This window comes from Phenylobacterium sp. FG114 (assembly GCF_057809855.1).
Genome location: NZ_JBMDKU010000001.1, coordinates 275,224 through 300,597, shown reverse-complemented (window position 1 = coordinate 300,597; position 25,374 = coordinate 275,224). Strand labels below are relative to the sequence as shown.

General features: G+C 69.5%; 22 protein-coding genes and 1 pseudogene. 14 read left to right on the top strand and 9 right to left on the bottom strand.

Translation table 11 applies throughout. The features are described 5' to 3' along the window. The first annotated feature begins 55 nt into the window (after positions 1-55). From tsaD to ACODSY_RS01555, 4 genes are read left to right on the top strand one after another with little or no spacing between them, the layout of a single operon-like run. Positions 56-1,165, top strand: a complete 1,110-nt coding sequence (gene tsaD, locus ACODSY_RS01570) for a tRNA (adenosine(37)-N6)-threonylcarbamoyltransferase complex transferase subunit TsaD (protein WP_488949869.1) — start codon at positions 56-58, stop codon at positions 1,163-1,165. Beyond that, positions 1,162-2,151, top strand: coding sequence for an NAD(P)H-dependent glycerol-3-phosphate dehydrogenase (locus ACODSY_RS01565; RefSeq protein ID WP_488949868.1), 990 nt, complete (start codon positions 1,162-1,164; stop codon positions 2,149-2,151). The genes tsaD and ACODSY_RS01565 overlap by 4 nt, the downstream gene beginning before the upstream one ends. After that, positions 2,152-2,436, top strand: a complete 285-nt coding sequence (locus ACODSY_RS01560) for a YciI family protein (protein WP_488949867.1) — start codon at positions 2,152-2,154, stop codon at positions 2,434-2,436. Further along, positions 2,423-2,788: a Rieske (2Fe-2S) protein gene (locus tag ACODSY_RS01555; RefSeq protein ID WP_488949866.1), complete on the top strand. Its 366-nt coding sequence runs from the start codon at positions 2,423-2,425 to the stop codon at positions 2,786-2,788. Before ACODSY_RS01560 ends, ACODSY_RS01555 begins: the two co-directional genes overlap by 14 nt. Positions 2,789-2,906: 118 nt before the next feature. Here ACODSY_RS01555 and ACODSY_RS01550 read toward each other — a convergent pair whose 3' ends face one another. Both ACODSY_RS01550 and ACODSY_RS01545 read right to left on the bottom strand, forming a co-directional pair. Next, positions 2,907-3,659 carry a creatininase family protein gene (locus tag ACODSY_RS01550; protein ID WP_488949865.1) on the bottom strand — a complete coding sequence of 251 codons (753 nt, stop codon included), beginning with the start codon at positions 3,657-3,659 and terminating at the stop codon, positions 2,907-2,909. An 80-nt stretch (positions 3,660-3,739) separates the two neighbouring features. Continuing rightward, positions 3,740-4,234 (bottom strand): hypothetical protein, encoded by a 495-nt coding sequence (locus ACODSY_RS01545; RefSeq protein WP_488949864.1) that lies wholly within the window; start codon positions 4,232-4,234, stop codon positions 3,740-3,742. A gap of 157 nt (positions 4,235-4,391) precedes the next feature. Between ACODSY_RS01545 and acs the strand changes: the two are divergent. The 5 genes and pseudogenes from acs to mdoH form a co-directional block, all read left to right on the top strand. Next, positions 4,392-6,326 (top strand): annotated as a pseudogene (acs, locus tag ACODSY_RS01540) (acetate--CoA ligase); the annotation flags it as partial. Positions 6,327-6,350: 24 nt separating this feature from the next. Further along, positions 6,351-6,734, top strand: a complete 384-nt coding sequence (locus tag ACODSY_RS01535) for an AMP-binding enzyme (protein WP_488950151.1) — start codon at positions 6,351-6,353, stop codon at positions 6,732-6,734. After that, positions 6,734-7,705, top strand: a complete 972-nt coding sequence (locus tag ACODSY_RS01530) for a small ribosomal subunit Rsm22 family protein (RefSeq protein ID WP_488949863.1) — start codon at positions 6,734-6,736, stop codon at positions 7,703-7,705. The genes ACODSY_RS01535 and ACODSY_RS01530 overlap by 1 nt, the downstream gene beginning before the upstream one ends. Before the next feature lie 119 nt (positions 7,706-7,824). Continuing rightward, complete coding sequence (locus tag ACODSY_RS01525) at positions 7,825-9,273, top strand: OpgD/OpgG family glucan biosynthesis protein (protein ID WP_488949862.1); 1,449 nt, start codon at positions 7,825-7,827, stop codon at positions 9,271-9,273. Next, positions 9,261-11,195: a glucans biosynthesis glucosyltransferase MdoH gene (gene mdoH, locus ACODSY_RS01520; protein ID WP_488949861.1), complete on the top strand. Its 1,935-nt coding sequence runs from the start codon at positions 9,261-9,263 to the stop codon at positions 11,193-11,195. Before ACODSY_RS01525 ends, mdoH begins: the two co-directional genes overlap by 13 nt. Before the next feature lie 109 nt (positions 11,196-11,304). On the opposite strand, the gene ACODSY_RS01515 is transcribed toward mdoH, so the two are convergent. Further along, complete coding sequence (locus ACODSY_RS01515) at positions 11,305-12,270, bottom strand: LysR family transcriptional regulator (RefSeq protein ID WP_488949860.1); 966 nt, start codon at positions 12,268-12,270, stop codon at positions 11,305-11,307. A gap of 139 nt (positions 12,271-12,409) precedes the next feature. Between ACODSY_RS01515 and ACODSY_RS01510 the strand changes: the two genes are divergently transcribed. Together ACODSY_RS01510 and ACODSY_RS01505 are read left to right on the top strand one after the other, a co-directional pair. Further along, complete coding sequence (locus ACODSY_RS01510; RefSeq protein WP_488949859.1) at positions 12,410-13,075, top strand: glutathione S-transferase family protein; 666 nt, start codon at positions 12,410-12,412, stop codon at positions 13,073-13,075. A gap of 125 nt (positions 13,076-13,200) precedes the next feature. After that, positions 13,201-16,029, top strand: coding sequence for a M16 family metallopeptidase (locus tag ACODSY_RS01505; RefSeq protein WP_488949858.1), 2,829 nt, complete (start codon positions 13,201-13,203; stop codon positions 16,027-16,029). Here the strand turns inward: ACODSY_RS01505 and ACODSY_RS01500 are convergent. From ACODSY_RS01500 to ACODSY_RS01485, 4 genes are all read right to left on the bottom strand, one after another. Further along, the gene (locus ACODSY_RS01500) at positions 15,977-16,378 is read right to left on the bottom strand and encodes a PEPxxWA-CTERM sorting domain-containing protein (protein WP_488950150.1); all 402 of its coding nucleotides are present in this window, start codon (positions 16,376-16,378) and stop codon (positions 15,977-15,979) included. The genes ACODSY_RS01505 and ACODSY_RS01500 overlap by 53 nt on opposite strands. 506 nt (positions 16,379-16,884) lie before the next feature. Continuing rightward, positions 16,885-18,183, bottom strand: a complete 1,299-nt coding sequence (locus ACODSY_RS01495; protein ID WP_488949857.1) for an Hsp70 family protein — start codon at positions 18,181-18,183, stop codon at positions 16,885-16,887. A 63-nt stretch (positions 18,184-18,246) separates the two neighbouring features. Then, positions 18,247-19,299, bottom strand: coding sequence for a class I SAM-dependent methyltransferase (locus ACODSY_RS01490; RefSeq protein WP_488949856.1), 1,053 nt, complete (start codon positions 19,297-19,299; stop codon positions 18,247-18,249). Between the two features lie 34 nt (positions 19,300-19,333). Further along, on the bottom strand, positions 19,334-21,625 hold the full coding sequence (locus ACODSY_RS01485; RefSeq protein ID WP_488949855.1) for an NADP-dependent malic enzyme: 2,292 nt from the start codon (positions 21,623-21,625) through the stop codon (positions 19,334-19,336). Between the two features lie 195 nt (positions 21,626-21,820). Here ACODSY_RS01485 and ACODSY_RS01480 point away from each other — a divergent pair, with 195 nt between their 5' ends. After that, the gene (locus ACODSY_RS01480) at positions 21,821-22,321 is read left to right on the top strand and encodes a hypothetical protein (protein ID WP_488949854.1); all 501 of its coding nucleotides are present in this window, start codon (positions 21,821-21,823) and stop codon (positions 22,319-22,321) included. A 59-nt stretch (positions 22,322-22,380) separates the two neighbouring features. Here ACODSY_RS01480 and ACODSY_RS01475 read toward each other — a convergent pair whose 3' ends face one another. Then, positions 22,381-22,992, bottom strand: a complete 612-nt coding sequence (locus tag ACODSY_RS01475; RefSeq protein WP_488949853.1) for a TetR/AcrR family transcriptional regulator — start codon at positions 22,990-22,992, stop codon at positions 22,381-22,383. Positions 22,993-23,068: 76 nt separating this feature from the next. Between ACODSY_RS01475 and ACODSY_RS01470 the strand changes: the two genes are divergently transcribed. Beyond that, positions 23,069-23,680, top strand: coding sequence for a glutathione binding-like protein (locus ACODSY_RS01470; protein WP_488949852.1), 612 nt, complete (start codon positions 23,069-23,071; stop codon positions 23,678-23,680). Between the two features lie 195 nt (positions 23,681-23,875). Here ACODSY_RS01470 and ACODSY_RS01465 read toward each other — a convergent pair whose 3' ends face one another. Then, positions 23,876-24,862, bottom strand: a complete 987-nt coding sequence (locus ACODSY_RS01465) for a malate dehydrogenase (RefSeq protein WP_488949851.1) — start codon at positions 24,860-24,862, stop codon at positions 23,876-23,878. 79 nt (positions 24,863-24,941) lie between these two features. Between ACODSY_RS01465 and ACODSY_RS01460 the strand changes: the two genes are divergently transcribed. Beyond that, positions 24,942-25,361, top strand: a complete 420-nt coding sequence (locus ACODSY_RS01460; RefSeq protein WP_488949850.1) for an HIT domain-containing protein — start codon at positions 24,942-24,944, stop codon at positions 25,359-25,361. Positions 25,362-25,374 lie beyond the last annotated feature (13 nt).

The following is a 25,374-nucleotide window of genomic DNA, read 5'->3' as shown; positions in this document are numbered from 1 at the left end:
CGGGAACGGAAACGTAGCAGGCCTGCTACAGTAGCAACCTGCCACCGGCAACCGGATGACACTCGCCCCAACGATCCCCGGCGCCCATACCGTCCTGGGATTGGAAACCAGCTGCGACGAGACGGCCGCCTCGGTCGTGCGCCTGCACGGCGACGGCCGCGCCGAGGTGTTGAGCTCGATCGTCGGCAGCCAGATCGCCGAGCATGCGCCGTTCGGCGGCGTAGTGCCCGAGATCGCCGCCCGCGCCCACGTGGAAAGCATCGACGCCATCGCCCGCGCCGCGCTCGACGAGGCCGGCCTGGGTTACGAGGACCTGAGCGGGGTGGCCGCCACCGCCGGGCCGGGACTGGTGGGCGGGGTCATGGTCGGGTTGTCGTTCGGCAAGGCGGTTGCGCTGGCGCGCGGCCTGCCGCTGGTGGCGGTGAACCATCTGGAGGGCCATGCCGTCTCGGCGAGGCTGGGCGCGGATCTGCCCTATCCCTTCCTGCTGCTCTTGGTTTCGGGCGGGCATTGCCAGCTCCTGAGCGTCGACGGCATCGGCGCCTGCACGCGGCTGGGCTCGACCATCGACGACGCCGCCGGCGAGGCCTTCGACAAGATCGCCAAGGCGATGGGCCTGCCCTATCCCGGCGGTCCGGCGCTGGAGCGACTGGCGCAGGGCGGCGATCCCACCCGGTTCGAGCTGCCGCGCATGCTGCTCGGCCGCAAGGACTGCGACTTTTCCTTCTCGGGCCTCAAGACCGCCGCCGCGCGCCTCGCCGAGGGTGTCACCACCGACGAACAGCGCCGCGACCTGGCCGCCGCCGTCCAGGCCGCGATCGCCGGCCAGCTCGCCGAGAAGTCCGATCGCGCCATGAAGGCCTACGCGGCCGAGCATGACGGCAGGGCCCTGCGCTTCGTGGTGGCGGGCGGCGTCGCGGCCAACCGGGAGGTCCGCGCGCGGTTGGAGGCGACGGCGTCGAGGCGCGGCTTCAGCTTCGCCGCCCCGCCGCTGGCCTACTGCACCGACAACGCCGCCATGATCGCGCTCGCCGGCGCCGAGCGACTGGCGGCCGGGATCTCGGATCCCCTCGACGCCGTTGCGCGTCCACGCTGGCCGCTGGACGCCGCGGCCGCGGCCGCCAGTCCGACACACAAGGCCGGCCGAAAGGGAGCGAAAGCATGAAGCGCGCAGGGGTGATCGGCGGGGGCGCCTGGGGTACGGCGCTCGCCCAGGTGTGCGCCCGGGCCGGCCGCGAGGTGATCCTCTGGGCGCGAGAGCCCGAGGTGGTCCAGGCGATCAACACCACCCACGAGAACGCGGTGTTCCTGAAGGGCGTGCCCCTGGACCCGATGCTCCGGGCGACCGGCGATCTGGCCGACCTGGCCGGCTGCGACCTCGTGCTGGCGGTTCCCCCGGCCCAGCACATGCGCGCCACCTTGACGGATTTCGCACCCCACGCCCGCGACGGACTTCCGGTCGTCCTGTGCTCCAAGGGCGTGGAGCAGGGCTCGCTGAAGCTGATGACCGAGGTGCTGGCCGAAACCCTTCCGCGGGCGCTGCCCGCCGTACTGTCGGGCCCCAGCTTCGCCGGCGAGGTGGCGCGCGGCCTGCCCACCGCGGTCACCCTGGCCTGCCGCGACACCGCCTGTGCGGAGAGCCTGGCGGAAGCCATCGCCACACCGACATTCCGGCCCTACTTCGCCACCGACATGATCGGGGCCGAGGCCGGCGGGGCGGTGAAGAACGTCCTGGCGATCGCCTGTGGCGTAGTCGAGGGCCGGGGCTTGGGCCGATCCGCCCACGCCGCCCTGATCACCCGCGGGTTCGCCGAGCTGACTCGCCTCGCCGTCGCGCTGGGCGCGGAGGCCGAGACCCTGGCCGGGCTCTGCGGCCTGGGCGACCTGGTGCTGACGTGCTCCAGCCCACAGTCGCGCAACATGAGCGTGGGCCTGGCTCTGGGCGGCGGGCAGACGCTGGAAGAGGCGTTGGCCGGCAAGCTCTCGGTGGCCGAGGGCGTCGCTTCGGCGCCCGCCGTCCGGCAACTCGCCCACAAGCTTGGCGTCGAGACCCCGATCTGCGAAGCCGTGGCCGCCATCCTGGCCGGCGAGGCGGGCGTCGACGACGCGATCCGGCGCCTGCTCTCCCGTCCCCTCCGCGAGGAAAACTGAATGCCCACCTTCGTCCTTCACTGCCTCGACAAGGCCGACTCGCTCGACCTGCGCATGGCCACGCGCGAACGGCACCTGGCCTATGTCCAGAGCCGGGCGGCCGACGTGAAGATCGCCGGGCCGATGTTCAACGACGACGGCGGGATGGCCGGCTCGATGTTCATCCTGGACGTGGCCGACAAGGCCGCGGCGAAGGCGTTCAGCGACGCCGACCCCTACACCCAGGCCGGCCTATGGCGGCAGGTCGAGCTGAACCCGGTGAAGATCACCTTTGGCCAGCTTTGAGCCGAACAACCCGGCCCGCCCGCCATCGGGCGTGCGCCTGTGTTCGCTGGACGAGATCAAGGACCCGGGGGGCAAGTCCTTCCGCTTCCGCCAGGACACGCGGATGTTCGCCGGGTTCGTGATCCGCGAGGGCGCCACCGTCCGGGGTTACGTGGACAGCTGCCCCCACGCCGCCTGGCCGCTGGCGCCCCTGGACGACCGCTACCTGACCCGCGACCACCGCCACATCCTGTGCGCCGGCCATGGCGCGCTGTTCACTCTGGACGGGCTGTGCGTGGCAGGACCGTGCGCCGACGAGCGTCTGGCGGTTTGGGCGGTTGAACTACGCGACGGCGAAGTCTGGACGGCCTAAGCGCCTCCCTTAACGGGGAGGGACAGATCCCGTAGCGACCAGGGTGGGGATTGCTGGATCAAGCTCGGGCGCGGCCGTGACGTCCCTACCCGCCTCGCTTCGCTCGCCAACCTCCCCATTAAGGGGAGGGAGATTTCTCCGCCCCGAACTCGGCTACGTCCTGCAGCAGGGATGCCGCCGCCTGCTTGACCAGTTCGCCGCCCTTCTCGGGCGTGGCCAGGCCAGGATCCGAACCCATACGCCCGTCCGCATAGCGGGCGCGGAAGTCATTCGCCTCGCGAATGGGGCCAGTCGGCGCAATCTGCGGCGCGTAGTTCGCCGACTTGATCGAGTCCGGATACGCCCATTGGGTCACCGCGATTTCCGACGGCGTCGCATGGCTGCCATGGCCGACGGGGAACTGACGGTTCGCCAGCGCGGTCACGCCGGCCAGGTCCCACCAGTTCTTCAGCTTGCAGGCGAAGCCGCGGTTGCGGCCCGCGTAGCTGGCTTCGGCGTAGAGCTCGGAGAACGCGGCTTCGATGGTGGCGACGTTCCCGCCGTGGCCGTTCAGGAAATAGAGCTTCTCGAAACCCGCGTGCGCCAGGCTGCGGCACCAGTCGCCGATCGCCAGCATGAAGGTCGACGGACGCAGGGCGATGGTGCCCGGGAAGTCGAGATGATGCTGGGCCATGCCGATGTTGAAGGTCGGGCCGACCAGGATGTCGCCGGTCTTCTCGGCCTCGTGGGCGATGATTTCCGGGCAGAGCCAGTCCGTGCCCAGCAAGCCCGTGGGACCATGCTGTTCGTTGGAGCCGATGGGGATCACGACCGTCTTCGACCGGCCGAGGAACCCCTCGATCTCGGCCCAGGTGGACAGGTGCAGCAACATGCGGAGAACGCCTTCGCGTGGATTCGTCTGGCCGAATCCATAGGCGCGCCCGGCGGGTACAGTAAATTCCGAACTTGGGGTCAGTTCGTCGTGCTGGCCATCTGGATACGCAGGTCCATGGCCTTCATGCCGACCAGCCGCCACTCCCGGCCGTCCGCCTTGGCAAAGGTCAGCAGGCAGGCGTCGCGGGCTTCCGCATCCCGCAGGCAGGCCTTGCGGTCGCCCACGGATTTCATCAGGGGCGCCACCTCACCGGCGGACGGCGCGTGCGTCAGCCGGTGGCCTTGGGCGTCAACCACCCTGACGGCGTCAGGGCTGATCATGCGGTCGAGGGCGAATTCGGACGGGCCACCCTCCACGTCCAGCGCCGAGCCGCGGGCCATCTCCGACACCTGGCGGCGCACATCGTCGCGCACCGCGGCGCGGTCGATCTCGGCCTCGAAGGCCACGCGGTCGTTCTTCATCGCCGCGGCGAGCAGCCGGCTGGCGGTCTCGGCGGCGCCCTTCGGCGCGTCGCGACCGCACCCGGCGAGGGCGACGGCGGACAGCGCGAGTACGAGGGGCAGGCGGAGCATCGGCGCAAAATCCTCCCGAGCTTGAGTCGCCGCAAGCGGAGCCATCGCCGCATCCACCGTTCTTTCGCGCGCCCGAACGTCGCGTCAGGCGTCGACGGACGGTTGCGTACGGGCGGGCGCGCGGATACTCGACCGGGAGCGATCCTTCGGAGGTTCAGTGGTGTCCGACGGCGAGGTTTTCCCGGTTCCCGAAACCTGGGCCAAGAAGGCCCTCATGAATGCGGACGCCTATGACGCCGCGATCCGGCGCGAGGACGCCGATCCGCAGGGCTATTGGGCCGATCTCGGCAAGCGCCTGGACTGGATCCAGCCGTTCACCGAGGTGAAGGACGTCTCCTTCGACAAGGACACCTTCCGCATCCGCTGGTTCGCCGACGGCGTGCTGAACGTCTCGGCCAACTGCCTGGACCGGCACCTGAGGTCGAACGGCGACACCGTCGCCATCATCTGGGAGAGCGACGACGGCCAGACCTATGACGCCCTGACTTACAAGCAGCTCCATGCCGAAGTCTGCCGCTGGGCCAATGTGCTGAAGGCCAAGGGCGTCAGGAGGGGCGACCGGGTCACCATCTACCTGCCGATGATCCCCGCCGCGGCCGCATCCATGCTGGCCTGTTCGCGCATCGGCGCGATCCATTCGGTGGTGTTCGGCGGGTTCTCGCCCGACAGCCTGTCGGGTCGGATCCAGGACTGCGACTCGAAGATCGTCATCACCGCCGACGAAGGTTTGCGCGGCGGCAAGATCGTGCCGCTGAAGCTGAACGTGGACGAGGCGCTCGAGAGCTGTCCCGGGGTCACGGACGTGATCGTGGTCAAGCGCACCGGCGGGAACGTGCCGATGAAGGCGGGGCGCGACGCCTATTTCTCGGATCTCAAGCAGACGGTCTCCGCCGAGTGCGAGCCCGAGCCCATGGGCGCGGAAGACCCGCTGTTCATCCTCTACACCTCCGGCTCGACCGGGAAGCCCAAGGGCGTGCTGCACACCACGGCCGGCTACCTGGCCTGGGCGTCGTGGACGCACGAGGTGGTCTTCGACTATCGGCCGGGCGAGGTGTTCTGGTGCACCGCCGACGTGGGATGGGTCACCGGCCACAGCTATGTGGTCTACGGCCCGCTGGCCAACGGCGCGACCAGCCTGATGTTCGAGGGCGTGCCCAATTTCCCGAGCTCGTCGCGGTTCTGGGACGTCTGCGACAAGCACAAGGTCGAGATCTTCTACACCGCGCCCACGGCGCTCCGGGCCCTGATGCGCGAGGGCGATCTGCCCGTGCTGCGCACGTCGCGCAAATCGATCCGCCTGCTGGGCACGGTGGGCGAGCCGATCAACCCCGAGGCCTGGCTCTGGTATCACCGCGTGGTGGGCGAGGGCCGCTGCCCAATCGTCGACACCTGGTGGCAGACCGAGACCGGCGCCTGCCTGATGAGTCCGCTGCCGGGCGCGCACGCCCTGAAGCCCGGCTCGTGCGCCAAGCCGCTGCCCGGCGTGAAGCCCATGCTGGTGGACGCCGAGGGCAACGAACTGACCGGCGCGATCAACGGCAACCTCTGCATCACCGACAGCTGGCCCGGCCAGATGCGCACGGTCTACGGCGACCACCAGCGCTTCATCGACACCTACTTCACCACCTATCCCGGCAAGTATTTCACCGGCGACGGCGCCCGCCGCGACGAGGACGGCTACTACTGGATCACCGGCCGCGTCGACGACGTGATCAACGTCTCAGGCCACCGCCTGGGCACCGCGGAGATCGAGAGCGCCCTGGTGAGCCACCCGGCCGTGGCCGAGGCGGCCGTCGTCGGCTATCCGCACGATATCAAGGGCCAGGGCATCTACTGCTACGTGACCCTGAAGGTCGGGATCGACGCTACGGACGCGCTGATGGCCGACCTTCGCAACCACGTCCGCCACGAGATCGGGCCGTTCGCCGCCCCCGACGTGATCCAGTTCGCCCCCGGCCTGCCCAAGACCCGCTCGGGCAAGATCATGCGCCGCATCCTGCGGAAGATCGCCGAGGACGACCTGGCCAACCTAGGGGACACCTCGACGCTGGCCGAGCCGGCCGTGGTCGAGGACCTCGTCAACAACCGCGCGTCGCGCAAGGGCGACGACGAGGTCGTGGTGGCCGGCAAGCGCTTCTCCTGCGCCGAGCTCGAGGCGACGCTGAAGAGCCACAACGCGGTCGCCGAGGCCTCCATCATCGGCGTGCCCGACGCCCATAAGGGCGAGGCGCTGTGGGCCTTCGTCGAGCCGGATCCCGAGATCATGGCGTCCGATGTTCTCGGCGCGGAGCTCAAGGGCTACATGCGCCGCGAGCTGGGCGAGGCCGCCGCGCCGGCTCACGTGTTGTTCGGACCGCTGCCGAAGACCGCCTCGGGCGCTATCGTGCGGCCGGTGCTGCGACGCATCGCCGAGACGGGAGATCCGGGCGACCTGTCGGGCCTGGCGGACCGCGCGGTCGCTGCGCATCTGGTGAAGCTGCGGGCCGACGCCCTGAGCTGATGTCGAGCGAGCTCCCGCCCGGCCTGCGGGCCGCCATCGACCGGGAGCTGTCCGGAGCCTCGCGGCGCGACCTCGCCCAGCGCACCGCGGCGACCACCGAGGCCTATCGCGCCGGGCGCGGATCCTCGGCAGTGATCAAGGGCCGAGACGACGCCCTGGCCTATGCGCTGGCGCGGCTCCCGGCCACCTACGCCGCCGACGCGGCGGTGTTCGACGAGGCGCGCGCGCGGGCTCCAGGCTTCGCGCCCAGGACCTTGCTGGACGCCGGCTGTGGTCCGGGCGGCGGAAGCTGGGCGGCGCTCGAGGCGTGGCCTTCGCTGGAGCAGATCACCTGGTTCGACGCCAGCGACCCGTTCCTCGAAATGGCCGAACGGTTGGCCGCCGACGCGCCCGAGCCGGTGCGCGCCGCCGCACGCAAGAAGGGCGACCTCACCACCGGGCCCTTCCCCCGCGCCGAGCTCGTACTGGCCAGCTACGCCTTGGCCGAGTTGCCGTTGGCCGCGCAGGCGAGGACGATTGAACGCCTCTGGGACGCCTGCGATGGCCTCCTCGCCCTAGTGGAGCCCGGCACGCCGGCGGGCTACGACCGGATCATCGTGGCCCGAGGCGTGTTGGCCGCGGCGGGGGCTCGGCTCCTGGCCCCCTGCCCCCACGCCGACGCCTGCCCGCTCTATCCGCCCGACTGGTGCCACTTCAACGTCCGCCTGCCCCGCTCGCGCGACCACAAGCTGGCTAAGGGCGCCGACGCCCCGTTCGAGGACGAGAAGTTCGCCTACCTGCTGGCCGCCCGGCCCTCGGTAGGCGGCGAGGCCGTGGCGGCGCGCGTGCTGGCCCATCCGTGGGCGGGAAAGCCGGGCATCGAGTTCAAGCTCTGCGGCGCCCAGGGCCTGGAACGGCGCTTTGTGCCCAAGCGCGACAAGGGCGAACACGCGCGCGTCCGCCGCCTCGGCTGGGGGTCGGCTTGGCCATAGGCCATGTTTTCGCCCCTCGCCTGGGCGAGTGAGATCACACTGGGGTGATCTGAATACGGGATGCCATGCCGCAAAGTTCGGCGACGGCGCGCAGTCTGCGCCGGCGAGATGTATTGGCGATGGCGCCGGCCGGCCTTGTCGCCACCGGTTGGGCCAGCCCCCAGAGAGAAGGCGACGCCGTGCGCCGCCGCGCCCGCGCGTTGGCGGCGGCGCCGTATCGCGCGCCCACCCGCCCCTTGCCGCCTTTCCTCGCCGGCCTCGACTACGACGGCTACCGCCAGATGCAGTTCCGCCGCGAGCGGGCGGTCTGGAGCCGGGACGCTCTGCCGTTCCAGCTTCAGATGTTCCCCCGCGGCTGGCTGCATCGCGACGCCGTGGACCTGTTCGAGATCGAGCATGGCGCGGCGCGAACCATCCCCTTCTCGAGGGACGACTTCACCTACGGCCGCCTGACGCCCGGTCCGCTGCCCGCCGACCTGGGCTTCGCCGGGTTCCGCTTCCTGTCGCGCCTGAACGCAGCCGACCGCTTCGACGAGGTCGCAGCCTTTCTGGGCGCCAGCTATTTCCGCGCCGTCGCCAAGGATCTGAACTACGGCCTGTCGGCGCGCGGCCTTGCGGTGGGCGCGGGTGAACCCGGCGAGGAATTTCCGGCCTTCCGCGCCTTCTGGATCGAGCGACCGGCGCGCGACGCCCGCAGCCTGGTGGTTCATGCGCTGCTGGACAGCCCTTCGGTGGCGGGGGCTTACCGCTTCGAGACCACGCCCGGTGTGAACACCGTGATGGACGTCGAAGCCTCGCTGTTCCCGCGTCGTCCCCTGGCGGCGGCGGGCCTCGCACCCTTGACCAGCATGTACCTGTTCGGCCCCGAGCAGCCGCGGCGCTTCGACGACTTCCGCCCCGAGGTGCACGACAGCGACGGCCTGCTCACCGACGACGGCCGCGGGCGGCGCATCTGGCGGCCGCTGGTCCACACGCCCGGCAGCCGCATCAGCGACCTCGACCCCGGCCCGGCGCGCGGCTTCGGCCTGTTGCAGCGCCAGCGCGCGTTCGAGGCCTATCAGGATCTCGAAGCCCACTACCATCAGCGGCCAGGCGTCTGGGTCGAGCCTTTGGAGGGCTTTGGCCAGGGCGTCGTGCGTCTCGTGGAGCTGGGGGCGCGCGGCGAGATCGAGGACAACATCGTCGCCATGTGGCGTCCCGCCGCCCCGCTCCCGGCCAAGCGCGAGACCCGCCTGCGCTATCGGCTGACCTGGGGCGCCAATCCCGAGCCCCCCACTCGGCTGGCCCGCGCGATCGCTTGGCGCGGCGGGCGAAGCGAAGGCGCGCGGCGCCGGTTCATCGTCGATTTCGCCCAGCCGCCCGGCGGCCTCGACGGGTTGCAGGCCCAGGCCAGCGCCTCGACGGGAAGCATCCGCGTGGAAACGGTGCAGCCGAACGCCTCAATCGGCGGCGCCCGCGTGAGTCTGGAGCTGGACCCCGGCGGCGCGACGAACAGCGAGCTGCGCCTCACGTTAGGGCGCGGGCAGACCCCCGTTTCCGAGACCTGGATGTATCGATGGCTGGCGTAAAGCAGCAAGTGTCCGAGCCCTACTTCCGCTCCATGCCCGCCGGCGCGCCGCTGGACATGCCCGAGCAGGACCTGCAGTCAGGCCCCGCCCGCCTCGCCACCCTGCTGGCGGCGCGTGGGCGCCGCATCGTGCTGGTGGGTGCGATCGCCGCCCTGACCGCCGGGGCCGGCGCCGTCGTGGCTGACCTCCTGTCCGCCGGCGGCTTCACGCCGCTGGACGTGGGCGCGTTCATCCTCTTCGTCGGGCTGTTCGCCTGGACCGCCTTCGGCTTCGTCAGCGCCGCCGCCGGCTTCGTCGTGGCCTGGAGCGCCAGCCGGCCGCGCCGACCCGATCCGCAGCCCGTGATCCTCACGCGCACCGCCCTGCTGCTGCCCACCTACAACGAGGACCCGGGCCGGGTGCTGGCGGCGCTGCAGGCGATCCGCGAGGAGCTGATCGGCCTGGGCGTCTCCGAGCTCTACGACCTGTTCCTGCTCAGCGACACGCGAGACGCCGCCATTGCGCGCGCCGAGGTGGTGGGCATGTTGCGGCTGCGGGCCCGCCTGGGCGATGCGGCGCGCATCTTCTACCGCCGCCGCCCCCAGAACACCGACCGCAAGGCGGGCAACGTGGCCGACTGGGTCCGCCGGTTCGGCGCGGCCTATGAGTCGATGATCATCCTCGACGCCGACAGCCTGATGAGCGGCGACACCATCGTGCGCCTCACCGCCGAGATGGAGGCCGATCCGAAGCTGGGCCTGCTGCAGACTTCGCCCACCCTGGTCGGCGCCGAGACGCTCTTCGCGCGCCTCCAGCAGTTCGCCGCTCGCACCTACGGCGGAATGTTGGCCGCGGGCCAGGACTGGTGGTCGGGCGCCGAAGGCAACTACTGGGGCCACAATGCGATCATCCGGGTGAAGGCGTTCGCCGCATGCGCCGGCCTGCCCCACCTGCCTGGGCGCAAGCCCTTTGGCGGCCACATCATGAGCCACGACTTCGTCGAGGCCGCCCTGATGCGTCGCGGCGGCTGGGCGATCCGCCTGACGACGCGCCTGACCGGCAGCTACGAGGAAGCGCCGCCGACCATCGTCGACATGGCGCGCCGCGATCGGCGCTGGTGCCAGGGCAACCTGCAGCACCTGGGCGTGATCGGAGCCAAGGGCATCCATTGGGTGAGCCGTCTGCACATGGCGCGCGGCGTCCTCAGCTACGTCACCTCGCCCCTGTGGCTGCTGCTTCTGGCGTTCGGGGCCACGGCCTGGATCGGCCAGACGGGCGCGCCGCTGCGCCTGCACGGCCATGCGGCGGTCTGGCTGTTCGCGGTCACCATCGGCCTGCTGGTGGCCCCGAAGCTGCTCGCGGGCGTGCTGGCCATGCGCGAGGGCCATGTGCGCGGGCTTCGCCGCACGGCCGGCCTCTGGATTGGCGTGGGCCTCGAGATCGTGCTCAGCGCCCTGGTCGCGCCGGTGTTGATGCTTATGCAGAGCGTCGGCGTGTTCGACGTCCTGCTCGGCCGCGACGCAGGATGGAACGCGCAGCAGCGGGACGCGGGCCGGCTCTCACGCCGCGAGGCCTGGCGATCGCACCGCGGCCATGTGGCCATGGGACTGGTCGGCGCGGGCATCGCCTGGATGCTGGATCCGGCGATCTTCTGGTGGACGAGCCCGGTGTCGCTGGGTCTTTTCCTCTCGGCGCCGCTGTCGTTGCTGATGGCGCGTACCGACGTCGGCCACGCGTTCCGGACCCTGGGCCTGCTCACCACGCCAGAGGAGCGCCAGGCGCCCGCGGTGGTGCTCCGCGCCGTGGAGCTGCGCGCACGCTACGACCGTGAACACGCGGCGCGCATCGAGATCGAGCGGCAGCTCCGGGCGCCCGTGCCGGTCCACCAGCCGCAGGTCGCGCGCCGGATCGAGAGCTTCGCGCCCAGCGCCGCAGCGGCCTAGAGCGCGTTGGCGAAAGTGGAAGCCGGTCCCGCCCCCAAAACGCGCTCTAAATTGGAAGGATCGAGCCTGCTTATCGGGTTCAGATGATTCCATCTGAACCCGACAGGCTCTAGCCGGCCAGACCGGTCTTCGTCGGGAACGGCACCACGGTCGCAGCGTCCTCGGCCAGCCGCAGGCGGCCGCGCTCCTCGGACCTGCGCAGCTCCTGCTGCAGGTGCGGGGCCATGAAGTCGATGAAGGCGCGCACCCGAGGCGTGTCCTTCAGCTCGCGGCGCGTGACGATCCACGAACTGGACCGCCCCTCCTCGATGATGTCGGAGCAGCGGATCAGGTCGCGGTCGGTGTCGGCGATGGTGCACGGCAGCGCGCCGATGCCGAGGCCGGCCTTCACCGCATGCATCAGGCTGCCCATGCTGTTGGAGCGCGTGATCGGCGGCTTGCCCCCGGAATGCTGCATCATCCAGGTGGCGCCCGGCAGTTCGCCCGCCTCGGTCGTCACGTCGATGAGATCGTGATCGCGGAGCCGTTCGGGGCAGTCGGGGAGGCCCCGGCGGCTGGCATAGTCGCGGCTGCAGTAGAGCGCCATGTCGTGGTCGCCGATCTTGCGCGCCACGAGGTCCGAGGCCTCCAGCGCCCGCGTCGTGCGGATGGCGAGGTCGGCCTCCCCGGCCTCCAGGTCGAGTTGCCGGTCGGTGATCACCAGATCGACCTGCACGTCGGGGTGCACCTTGCGGAACTCGACCAGCGCCGGAATGACCATGGTGTTGGCCACCAGCTCGTTCGTCGTGAAGCGCAGCGCGCCCGACACGCCGCGCATCTGGGTGGCGGCTTGGTTGGCGAAGCGGATGGCGGCCCGCTCGACGTTCTCGGCCTCGGCGATCAGCCCCTGGCCGGCCTCGGTCAGCCGGCTGCCGGTCTGGCCGCGTTCGAACAGCTTGAAGCCGACGTCGTGCTCCAGGCTCTCGATCCGCCGCGCCACGGTGGTCTGGTTGACGCCCAGCGCTTTCGACGCCGCGAGCGTCGAGCCCCCGCGGGCCACGGCGAGGAACGCCTTCAGGTCATTCCAGTCGAACATTCTGCTATTCTGCGGTTGTGCAGACCTCTCCTGCAAGAGCGCCGATTGCCCAGAGGTCAGGCTGGACCGTATCTCCAGCCTCCCCCCGGCGGAGGGTGGGTTTCAACCGTCCCCGTCCGCAAGACATAAGGTGTGTATCATGAAACTCTACTGCGACCCGATCTCGACCACGTCGCGCCCGCTGCTGATGTTCATCGCAGACCAGGGCCTGGATGTTGAGATCGTGAAGGTCGACCTGATGGCCGGCGGCCATCAGACGCCGGAATATCTGGCCCTCAACCCGAACGGGATCGTGCCCTTCCTGGTCGACGGCGATTTCAAGCTGGGCGAGTCCGCGGCGATCCTGAAGTACCTCGCCATCCGAAGCCACTCGACCGCCTATCCCGAGGCGCTCGAGGCCCAGATGAAGGTCGATGAGGCGCTGGCGTGGTTCTCGACCCAGTTCCACGAATATTTCTGCGTGATGGTCTGCTATCCTCACATCGGCGTGCCCCACGGCATGCCGGCCGAGCAGCTTCGCGACCTGGTGGCCTACGGCCGCGAGCACGCCCCGCGCTGGCTGAAGGTGCTCGACGAGCACATGCTCGCCGACCAGCCCTACACCTGCGGCGACCGCATCACGATCGCCGACTACCTCGGCCTGTCGTTCGTGCTGTTGGGCAAGCTGGCGGCGTTCGACTTCTCGCCCTATCCCAACATCCAGACCTGGATCGCCCGCCTGCAGGCGCGGCCGTCCTACGTCACGACCTATGCCGCCTTCGATACGTTCGCGGCCTTCGTCGCCGGCCAGCAGCAGGCGGCGTAACCCCGTCAGACACGAGCTTGCCCGGACGCGGGGACCTTCCCCGCCCCAGATGACATCCTCGTAAGCTTCCCGCGTCCCGGTTGGGTGCTAGACAGTCCCCACCTTGCCCCCAATCGGGATGCTCCATGATCCGCACCTTTCGCGCCGCCGGCCTCGCCGTCCTGCTCACCACCACGGCGCTCGCGCCCGTCGCGCTTTCCAGCCCGGCCTCCGCGGCTGAAGTCCCTCCGATCAAGTTCACCTCACGCACCCTGCCCAACGGGCTCAAGGTCTACGCCTCGGTCGACCGCTCGACGCCGAACGTCTCGGTGCAGGTCTGGTACGGGGTGGGGTCCAAGGACGACCCGCAGGGCCGATCGGGCTTCGCGCACCTGTTCGAACACCTGATGTTCAAGGCCACGCGCAACATGCCGTCGGAGACCTTCGACCGCATGACCGAGGACGTCGGCGGTTTCAACAACGCCTCCACCGCCGACGACTTCACCGACTACTACGAGGTGGTGCCGGCCAATCACCTCGAGCGCCTGGTCTGGGCCGAGGCCGACCGGATGAGCACGCTCGTGGTCGACGAGGCGGTGTTCAAATCCGAGCGCGACGTCGTGAAGGAGGAGCTGCGCCAGCGGGTGCTGGCCTCACCCTACGGCCGGCTGATGGCGCTGTACCTGCCGCAGGCCAGCTACACGACCCATCCCTACAAACGTCCCGGCATCGGATCGATCGAGGAGCTGGACGCCGCCACGGTCGACGACGTGCGCGCCTTCCACCGGACCTTCTACCGTCCCGACAACGCCGCCCTGATCGTCGTCGGCAACTTCGATCCCGCCCAGTTCGACGCCTGGGTCGACAAGTACTTCGGCGCCCTGAAGAACCCCGACCAGCCGCTGCCCAAGGTGACGGCCAAGGAACCTGCGCGCACCAAGGCCGGCGTGTTCGACGGCTATGGGCCCAACGTGCCGCTGCCGGCGATCGTGCTGTCGTGGCAAGGACCGGCCGCCTCGGATCCCGACGCGCCCGCACTGAAGGTGCTGGACGCCATCCTGTCGGCCGGCAAGTCCTCGCGGCTCTACAACAGCCTGGTCTACGACCAGCAGATCGCCGTGGAATCCTTCTCCCAGGCCGACCTGCCGCAGGACCCCGGCCTGTTCATGGTCGGCGCCATCATGTCGACCGGCAAGACGATCCAGCAGGGCGAGAAGGCGCTGCTCGCCGAGGTGAAGCGCCTGCGCGACGCCCCGCCCACCGACGCGGAACTGGCCGAGGCCAAGAACGAGCTTCTGACCGGCGCCTTGCGCGAGCGCGAAACCATCGAGGGTCGCGCCAGCGCCATCGGCTACGCGCTGCGGGTCGACGGCGACCCGAACGCGGTCAACACCGAGCTCGCCAAGCTGCAGGCCGTCACCGCCGCCGACGTCCAGCGGGTGGCGAAGAAGTACCTGGCCGAAGAGCGGCGCATGACGATCCGCTACCGCCCGGAGAGCGAGCGGCCCAAGGGCGAGGCCCCGCCGCCCGCGCCCACGCCGCCGAAGACCGTCGCCAACTACACGGGTCCGGTCTTCACGCTCGCGCCGGAAGCCGAGCGCGCGAAGCCGCCGGGCATCGCCGAGCCCGTGCAGCCCGTGCTGCCCAAGCCGGCCGAAAAGATCCTGCCGAACGGCCTGCGCGTCATCGTGGCCCGCTCCTCCGACCTGCCGTTGGTCACCGCCGACCTGACCGTGAAGACGGGCGCCTGGGCCGACCCGAAGGGCCTTTCGGGCGCCACCAATATGATGGCGGGCATGCTGACCGAGGGTACCAAGAGCCGCTCGGCCCAGCAGATCGCCAGCCAGGTCGAAAGCCTGGGGGCGAGCCTATCGTCGGGCGGCGGCCTGGAGTCGTCGTCGATCACCCTGTCGGCCATGCCCGACAAGATGGCAGCCGGCCTCGCGATCATGGCCGACGTGACCGAGAACCCGGCCTTCGCCGCCGAGGAGCTGGACCGCCAGCGCGAGCAGGCGCTGGACGGCCTGCGCGTGGCCTATCAACAGCCCGGCTCGGTGGCCGGGTTCGCCGCCGCGCCGGTGATCTTCGGGGGCACCCCGTTCGGCCACGTGCCGCAGGGCACGCCTGAATCCCTGCTGAAGCTGAAGCCCGTGGACCTGGCCAAGCTGCATGCCGCCTGGTTCCGGCCCGACAACGCCGTCCTGGTGCTGACCGGCGACATCTCGGCCGAGCAGGGCTTCGCCCTGGCGGAGACGGCGTTCGGCGGCTGGAAGAAGCCGGCCGCGCCGCTCGCGCCGGCTCCGGCCATCGCGCCGACCGGCAAGCCGCGGGCCGTGGCCATCGACATCCCCGGCACCGGCCAGGCGTCGGTCAACGTCATGAAGCCGGCCATCGCCCGCGACGACCCGGACTACTATCCGGCCATCGTGGCGACCACCGTACTGGGCGGCGGCTATTCCGCCAGGCTGAACCAGGAGATCCGCATCAAGCGCGGCCTCTCCTATGGCGCCCGCGCCAGCCTCTCGACGGCGCGCACCACCGGCTCATTCCGCGCCAGCGCGCAGACCAAGAACGAATCGGCTGGCGAGGTGCTGGATCTGATCAACGCCGAGCTGACCAAGCTGGCCGCGGCGCCGGCCGGGGCCGACGAACTGAAGGCCCGCAAGTCGGTGCTGGTCGGCGACTACGGCCGCGACCTGGCCACGTCTGGCGGCCTGGCCGACATCCTGGGCAACCTGGCGCTCTACGGAGTCTCGCTCGACGAGATCGGCCGCTACACGGCGAAGGTGGAGGCGGTCGACGCGGTTCAGGTCCAGGCCTTCGCCAAGCGCGCTTTCGACCCGGCTCAGGCGAGTGTCGTGGTGGCGGGCGACGCCAAGGCGTTTTCGGCGCCGCTGAAGGCCAAGCTGCCGACCCTGGAAGTTATTCCGGCCGACCAGCTCGACCTCGACAGCCCGACGCTTCGGAAGAAATAGAGCGGCGCAGCCGGGCGCCGAGGAGGCCGAAGCCGGTGATCATCAGGAGCCAGCTCGCGGGCTCCGGAACCGGCGTCACAGGTGGGCCGATCACGGGAGGTCCGATCGGAGGTTGGAAGGGCGGTCCCGGAGGGAACAGCCCGGGCTCGTCCGGGCCAAGGCCGGGTTCAAGGGGCAGCAGAGGGGTCAGGACCGGCCCACCGGGCTCGCCAGCCGGCAAGTCCGGCGACCCCAGCGCGAGCGTCGGGGGGCTCTGCCCGACGTCCGCTGCGGGTCCGGTCTCGCAGATCGTCGCGCTGATCAGCGCATAGGATAGCGGCGTCGCCAGTTCGGCGGCGGCCGTTTGCATCGGCGTCGGCGCGCGCTGCGGAACGACGGGGGGCGTAGGCGCCCTCGCCACGTGTCGCACGCTCTTTCGGCGGATCGGGCGATGGGTCGAGGAGGTGCGAACCGGTTTCGCCTTGCGCTTGACGCCAGCCGACGCGTTGACCGCCTTGCGCCGCGCGGGCTTCTTGGGTCCGGCGTTCGGAGCCGCACGCAACATGTTGGCGCGAAACCCTGGGCTGGGCGGCGAGGCGGCCGGCGCCATCGGTATGCGGCTCATGCGGTCCTGGCATCCGGGTTGTGCCGCCGCGGGCGACCCGACCAGGGCCGTGAGCGCCATGGTCGCGACCGCCAGCGGCAAGAAGGTCGGCGCCGGCCGGGTGATTTGTTTGATTCTGACGTCCATCGTGGGAGCCAAAAAGGCTCGCCGACCGAAGTGTTCCCCTGGCCGCGCTTCTCAGGACGCTGACATTATTGGGATGAAACCTTTCGGCGCATCAACGGGTTATGCCCGACATCCAAGCCCAAACTTCAACCAACACGTGTAGTCCAGCGGGATAGATCTCGTTCTCGCGCCATGAGCGCCAGCCCCGCCGCGATGGACTCGAGCTCCGCGCCCGTCTCAATACGGCGACGGTCAAATCTGCGGTGGAAGACTTCACGCACCGCCGGAACGAGCGACGAACCGCCGGTGAGGAAAACCCGGTCCACGCCTTCTGCGGTCAGCCTGGCGTCGGCCAGGGCCGCGTCGACCGCCGTCTCGATCTGGGCGAGCTCGGGGGCGATCCAGCCTTCGAATGTGGCGCGTTCCACATTCCGCACGATGCCGATCGAACCGGCTTCGAAGCGGAACTCGGCTGCAGGTTGCGACGACAGCGCCTCCTTGAGCTTCGAAACGGCGCGGTAGAGACGATAGCCGTAGTTTTCGTCCAGGGTCTCGATCAGCCGGGCGATCTTCTCGGGCTCCACCGCCTCGCGCTCCAGCTTGCGGATCTCGCGCATCTCGCGGCTCGCGCGCAGCAGCGCCAGCTGGTCCCACCGCGCGAAGGCGGCGTAGTACTTGTACGGGATCGGCAGGTTCTTGCCGAACGAGACGTAGTCGCCGCCCTTGCCCAGCTCGGGCGAGACCAGGTTGTCGATGATCCGGTAGTCGAAGGCGTCGCCGGCCACGCCCACACCCGCGCGGCCCAGCGGGATGGCCCGCATCTCGCCGGCGTGCCGCTCGAAACGGATGATCGAGAAGTCCGAGGTGCCGCCGCCGAAGTCGCCCACCAGCACCGTGGCGTCGTGATGCAGCTCCCGGGCGAAGAAGAACGCCGCGCCCACCGGCTCGTAGGCGTACAGCACCTCCTTCACGCCCATCCGGTGGAACGCGGTCTCGTAGCGCGACAAGGCCAGCGCCTCGTTGGGCGCGCCGCCCACGAACCGCACCGGCCGCCCGACGATCACCCGCTCGGGCAGGTCGCCGAGCTCGCCCCCAGCATAGTCGCGCACCTTCAGGAGGAAGGTGGAGAGCAGGTCCTCGAACTTGTAGCGCCGCCCCAGGATCTGGGTCTCGGTAAAGCTCTCCTGCGCGGCGAAGCTCTTGAACGACTGGATGAAGCGGGTCTCGGCCGGATCCTCCACATAGGCCTCGATCGCCCACGGGCCGGCCGCGATCTGACGCTCGCTGGGCAGGTCGTGCGGGGCGTAGAACGACAGGCACGAGCGGAAGGCGAAGAGCTCGCCTTCCGGAGCCGGGAACTTCACCAGGTGCGCCGGCCCGCTGGCGTCCGCCAGGCTGAGCACCGTGTTGGTGGTGCCGAAGTCGATACCCAAGCTGTAGCTCATCTTGCCCTCCAGGCGCGCGGCGGCGCCCGCCCGGGCAGGGCGGCCGTCAAGGTTTGGCAGGTGTCAGACGCGTCGGAGAAGAACCGAATCCTGCGTGTCGTTCAGGTCGTGCCCGCCGATGGCGAGCACCTCGAAACCACGCGCCCAGGCTTGGCGCACGTAGTCGTGCGTGTGGTAGGCGAGGCGGTAGAAGCTTGGCAAGCCCTCCGTCTCCGGCGCATCGCCCCAATAGGCGAAACCGGTCTCCGCCGCCGCGGTCTTCAGCGCCGCGGGTAGGTCGTACGCGCTCGGGTTCATGATCGTCGTGATCAGCAGGCGCCCCTGCTTCAGGACCCGGCGCAGCTCGTCCAGCCAGGCGAACTGCAGGTCGGCCGGCATGTGGGTGAAGGTCGACAGGCTGTAGATCATGTCGAACGATCCGTCGCCGTAGGGCAACGGCGGCAGGGCCTGGTTGACCGCGAAGGCGCCCAGGTCGCCCATCCGCGCCTGACACCAGCCGATCGCCTCGGGGTCGATGTCGGAGCCGCAGAAGTGCGTGTCGGGATGACGTGGCGCCAGCGCCGAGACCATCCGGCCGGGACCGCAGCCAAAGTCCAGCACGGTCTGCCCCGCCTCGATGGGATCGCCGACGCCCGCGGCCAGGGCCTCGATGCGTCGCGCCTCGACGTCGCCCTGGGCGTAGAAGGCTCCCGCCGCCGCACCCGCCACCCGGATCTGCAGATTGGCCGGCGCCACGGGGCGCGCTTTCAGGGGCTCGCCGAACACCGCCGCCATCCAGGCGTCGCTGACACCATACTCGAACGTGCGTTCCCGATGATCCGACCGCACGCTCACCCGCAGCAGGAAACCGCCCTCGGCCTGCTGGGTGTCGACCCCCGCCAGCGCCTGCCGGAAGTCCACCGCCGCGTCGATGCTCCGCACCTGCAGGCCAGGGAAGTAGCGTCGCACCTGCGGCCGCGGCGAGAGCTGGGCGGCCACTGGCCGGCCGTTCATCCGGACTTCGATGTCCGGCGCATCCTCGTCGTCGACCTCTGCCCAGCCCCGGAACGTGAACGTCGTCGCGTCGTCGGCCAGCACATAGGGCGGGTTGAGCGTGATGTGCCAGGCTTCGCCCATTCCTCCGGAATGCGAAGCTTGGCCGCCGGGTTCCCTACTCCGCGATGTCGACCAGGGCGCGGTCGTAGGCGCAGATCGTGGCCATCTGCAGGATGCGCGAGACCGAAGCGCCCAGCGGGCAGATCTGCACCGGCTTCTCCAGGCCCAGCAGGATAGGGCCGATCACGTCGGCGCCGCCCAAGGACTTAATCAGCTGCGTCGAGATCGCCGCCGAGTGGATGGCCGGCATGATCAGCACATTGGCCGGTCCGGTCAGGCGCATGAACGGATAGGCGCCGCGGCTCTCGGGATCGAGCGCCAGCTCCGGCGGCATCTCGCCCTCGTATTCGAAGTCGACGCCCTCCATGTCGTCCAGCATCCGCACCGCCTCGCGGATGCGTTCCGAACGATCGCCCATCGGATTGCCGAAGGTCGAATAGCTCATGAACGCCACCTTCGGCTCGTAGCCCAGGGTGCGCACCGCCCGCGCCGCCTCGATGGCGATCTCCACCAGTTCCTCGGCCTCGGGCATCTCGGTGACGTTGGTGTCGGCCACGAAGATGGTCTGCCCCTTGGCCATCACCACGCTCATGCCGATGACCCGGCCGTCGGGCGCCGGATCGATGACGTTCAGCACCTCTTCCAGCACCTGGTCGAAATTGCGGGTGACGCCTGTAACCATCCCGTCGGCGTGGCCCAGCGCCACAAGGGTGGAAGCGAAGGCGTTTCGGTCCTGGTTGATCAGGCGCTGCACGTCGCGGCGCAGGTAACCCTCGCGCTGCAGCCGGCCATACAGGTACTCGACCGAAGCTTCGTTGTGGTGCGAAACCCGGGCGTTCATCACCTCGATACTGGCCTCGTCGGGATCGAGGCCCGCGGCGCGCATGTTCTCGTGCACCAGGTCCTCGCGGCCGACCAGGATCGCCTTGCCCAGGCCTTGGGTCTGGAAGGCGTAGGCCGCGCGGATCACGGACTGCTCCTCGCCCTCGGCGAAGACGATCGTCTTCTGCGGGCCCGAGAGGACGCCCCCCTGCATCTTCTGCGAGAAGGCGGCCGTCGGGTCGAGGCGCTGCGCCAGGCGGGCGCGATAGGCGTCCATGTCGGTGATCGGCTTGCGGGCGACACCCGTGTCCATGGCCGCCTGGGCGACGAAGGGCGGGATGTAGGCCAACAGGCGCGGATCGAAGGGCGTCGGAATGATATACTGCGGCCCGAACTTGAGCTGGGCGCCGTGATAGGCGGCGATCACCTCGTCCGGAACGTCCTCGCGCGCCAGCTGCGCCAGGGCGTTCGCCGTGGCGATCTTCATCTCCATGTTGATCCGGCGGGCGCGCACGTCCAGGGCGCCGCGGAACAGGTAGGGGAAGGCCAGCACGTTGTTGACCTGGTTCGGATAATCGCTGCGCCCGGTGGCCACGATCGCGTCAGGACGGACGCTATAGACCTCCTCCGGCGTGATCTCGGGATCCGGGTTGGCCATCGCGAAGATGATGGGCTGCGGCTTCATCGTCTTCACGAGGTCTGGCGTGAGCGCGCCCTTGGCCGACACGCCGATGAACACGTCGGCGTCCACCAGCGCTTCGGCCAGGGTCCGCTTGTCGGTGTCGATCGCGTGGGCCGACTTCCACTGGTTCATATCTTCCGCGCGGCCGCGGTACAGCACGCCCTTGCGGTCCACCGCCGTGACGTTTTCGTGCTTCACGCCCATCGCCTTGATCAGCTCGAGCGTGGCGATGCCCGCCGCGCCGGGGCCGTTCAGGACCACCTTGATTTCGCTGAGCTTGCGGCCCGTCATCTCGCAGGCGTTGATCAGGCCGGCCGAGCAGATGATGGCGGTGCCGTGCTGGTCGTCATGGAAGACGGGGATGTCCAGCAGCTCCTGCAGCTCGGTCTCGATCCGGAAGCAGTCCGGACTGCGGATGTCCTCGAGGTTGATGCCGCCGTAGGTGACGCCGATGTTCTTGACGACAGTGATGATCTCGTCGGGGTCGGTGCAGCTCATCTCCACGTCGATCGCATCGACGTCGGCGAAGCGCTTGAAGAGGACACCCTTGCCTTCCATCACCGGCTTGGACGCCAGGGCGCCCAGGTTGCCGAGGCCCAGGATCGCAGTGCCGTTCGAGATCACCGCCACCAGGTTGCCCTTGGACGTGTATTCGTAGGCGAGCTCCGCATCCTTCGCGATGGCAAGCACGGGGACGGCCACGCCGGGCGAATAGGCCAGGCTGAGGTCGCGTTGCGTCCCCATGGGCTTGGTCGCCGTGACACCGATCTTCCCCGGAGTCGGATAGCGGTGGAAGCTCAGCGCCTCCTCGTCGGTGAAGGTGCGTTTCTCGACTTGGTCCATGCGCGCTTGGCCCCGTCCCCTTGGGCTATTCCCTGAAATCGAAGCGGCCAACCTATAGGCCGAGTGCGACAGGGACAACGCTTGCTGCGGCGGTCTGTCGCCCTAGGTGAACCCCTGCCGGCCGGAACCATCGGCGCCGCCGTGGGTTTTGAGGAGCCGGGTTTGGGGGCGCGCATATGGGAGCATGCAACGCCTATGAACAAACGCCTCGCTTTCGCCGCCACCGCGGTCCTCGCCCTCGCAGCCGCACCGGCTCTGGCCCAGACGCCCGCGGCTGACCCCGCGGCTCCGCCGTCGACTTCGGCCATGCCGCCGAGCACGTCGGCTCCGGCCACCACCTCGGCTCCTGCGACGACCGCGCCCGCGACTAGCGCGACGACGCCGCCGGCTGAAGAACCCGCCGATAACCCGTCCACCAGCCCGAGCGCGAGCTCCAGCTCCAGCTCGGCCGCCAGCGCTACCGCGGCGGGCGCGGACGTCAGCGTCACCACCGGGATGGACGTGAAAGACAACACCGGCGCGACGATCGGCAAGGTGTCCGACGTCAAGACCGGAGCCGATGGCAAGAAGACCGCCACCATCAAGATGGGCGCCGAGACCTTCGCCGTCGACACGGGCAGCCTCGCCGTCGCGAACGGCTCCGCCCAGGTCAACGCCACCCAGGCCGAGATCCAGGGCATGCTGAAGAAGAAGTAGTCTCTTCGGCTAAACGCCTCGAGGAGGGCGGCCTGTGGGCCGCCCTTTTTGTTTACGCGCTAGATCGGACCGCAGATCAGCGCCACGGCGGCGCGGCCGATCGCCTTCAACTCGGCCTCGCCAGCCCCCGTGCGGGCCCGCACCGCCAAGGTGTGGAAGGTGCTGGTGGCCATCGGCCCGGCGATGGCGGCCGTCACACCCGGCGCCAGCTCGGCGGCGCTGCGCTTGAAACGGGCCGTGAAGGCGGCGTCGGTCTCGGCGATGAACCGGGCCAGCAGCTCGCGCGCGGCCGGATCGTCCACCGCCTGGGTCACCGCCGTTCCGATCAGGAAACAGCCGCGCTGGCCCACCTCCCCCGCACGATAGATGTCGACCGCGCGGTCGAAGATGACCCCCATCAGCGGCCGCAGGGGCGCATCGGTCGCCAGGGCCGCGCTGACCGCCGCCGTCGCCTCGGCGCGCGAGCGCTCCAGGGCGGCCATGTAGAGTGCGTGCTTGTCGCCGAACGCCGCGTACAGGCTGGGCCGGTTCAGGCCCGTGGCCGCCGCCAGGTCGTCCAGCGACGTGGCCGCGTAGCCCAGGTTCCAGAACACGGCGCGCGCCTTGTCCAGGACTTCGTCCGGGTCGAACGACCGGGGCCGTCCCCGGGGGCGCGCCTCTTTTTGTACCATTCCGCAAAGAATCCTTGACCGCCGCTATTTTGTGCGGAACGGTACGAATATCAACCACCCCCAGGGAGGCTTCCCCATGGACATCTATTTCTCGCCGCTCGCCTGCTCGTTGGCCAGCCGCATCACGCTGTACGAAAGCGGGCAGGATGCGACGTTCCAGAAGGTGGACACCAAGGCGGGCCGCACGGCGGCGGGCGAGGACTACCGCAAGATCAATCCCAAGGGTCTGGTCCCGGCGCTGCGAACTGACGACGGCGCGGTCCTGACCGAGAACGCCGCGATCCTGCAGTACCTGGCCGACCGCAAGCCCGAGGCGGGCCTCGCGCCCACGGGCTTCGCCCGCTACCAGCTCCAGCAGTGGCTGAGCTTCATCGGCTCCGAGCTGCACAAGAGCGTCTTCACGCCCTTGCTCTCGCCGACCTGGCCGGCGGACGGGAAAGCCAAGGCGAAGGAAGAGGCGGCCGCGAAGCTCGCGTATCTCAACGCGCACTTGACCGGACGCGATTGGCTGCTGGACGACTTCAGCGTCGCCGACGCCTATCTCGCGGCGGTGCTGAACTGGAACATGGCGGTGAAACTCGACTTCACGCCCTACCCCGCCATCCAAGCCTACCAGGCCCGCCTCGCCGCGCGCCCGGCCGTGGGCAAGGCGATGCAGGAAGAGTTCGCGCTGTTCCAGCCGGCGTAGCGTCTTGCTTCGCCCCTCCTGCCCTTCTGGGAGAAGGTGGCTCGCGGAGCGAGACGGATGAGGGGTCACGCTGCACTATCGGCCTCTGCTCACCTAAACGAAGAAGGGGTCGCCGGACACGCCGCGCGACCCCTCATCCGTCAGCCTTCGGCCGACACCCTCTCCCGCGAGGGGAGGAGGACCGTCAGAGCTTGATCAGCCCAGCATGTCCTTCACGGTATCGCGCTCACCGATCAGCTCGTCGTTGGTGATCTTGATCTTCGACTTTGCGAAGTCGTCCATCTCGTACGAGGTCAGAACTTCGTATGCGCCCGGCACCGTGGTCTTGACCGGCATGCCGGCCCACACGCCCTCGGCGAAGCCGTAGCGGCCCTCGCTGGAGACGGCCACCGAGTGGATCGCGCCGGGGGTCGACAGGTCGCGGACGTGGTCGATCAGGGCGTTGGCCGCCGAAGCCGCCGACGATTGGCCGCGCGCGTCGATGATCGCTGCGCCGCGCTTGCCCACGGTCGGCAGGTATTCGGTCTCTAGCCACGCGCGGTCGGTGATCACGTCGGTGACCGCCTTGCCGCCGATCTTGGCGTGGGTGAAGTCGGCGAACATCGTCGGGCTGTGGTTGCCGTAGATGAACAGGTCCGAGACATCGTTGATCGAGACGCCGGCCTTCTTGGCCAGCTGGGCGCGGCCGCGGTTCTCGTCCAGGCGCACCATGGCGGTGAAGCGGTCGGCGGTCAGGCGCTTGGCCTGACTGGCGGCGATCATCACGTTGGTGTTGCAGGGGTTGCCCACCACCGCGACGCGGGCGTCGTCGGCGGCGACCTTGTCGATCGACTGGCCCTGGGCGATGAAGATCTTGCCGTTGTCCTTCAGCAGGTCGGCGCGCTCCATGCCGGGGCCGCGGGGCTTGGAGCCCACCAGCAGGCACCAGTTCGCGTCCTTGAACGCCACGTCGGCGTCACCGGTCAGCACCATGTCCTGCAGCAGCGGGAAGGCGCAGTCCTCCAGCTCCATCGCCACGCCCTTCAGCGCCTTCTGCGGGCCTTCGACCGGGATCTCCAGCAGCTGCAGGATGATCGGCTGGTCCTTGCCCAGCATCTCGCCCGAGGCGATCCGGAACAGCAGCGCGTAACCGATGTTGCCGGCCGCGCCGGTGACCGCCACGCGAATGGGCTTCTTCGCCATGATACTGCTCCGTGTTGAAATGTCGGCGGGTCCGTAGCCCGTTGACGCTCATGCTGCAATGCCGCAGGCGCAGAGGACGATGTTCGAACTTCATCCGGCCTTTCCGCCGACCTCCGAACCGCTCGGCGACCTGGCCCTCTGTCACGCGCGCCTGCAGGCCGACGCGCGCTATGCCTGGATCGTGCTGATCCCCCGGATCGCCGGGGCGCGCGAGCTGGAGGACCTGTCGCCCAACGACCGCGCGGCGCTGACCGAGGAGATCGTGCGGGCGGGCCAGGCGGTCCGCGCGGTGGGCTCGGCGCTGGGACGGCCCGTCGAGAAGCTGAACGTGGGCCAGCTCGGCAACGTGACGCCGCAGCTGCATGTGCATGTGGTCGGCCGCCGCGCCGACGATCCCGCCTGGCCGGGCCCGGTCTGGGGGGCGGGAACGGCGGAAGCGTACGCCCCGGATGCGCTCGCCGCGGCCCTGGCGGCGGCCAGGGACGTGCTGGGGCTGTAGTCCTGTTTGCTAT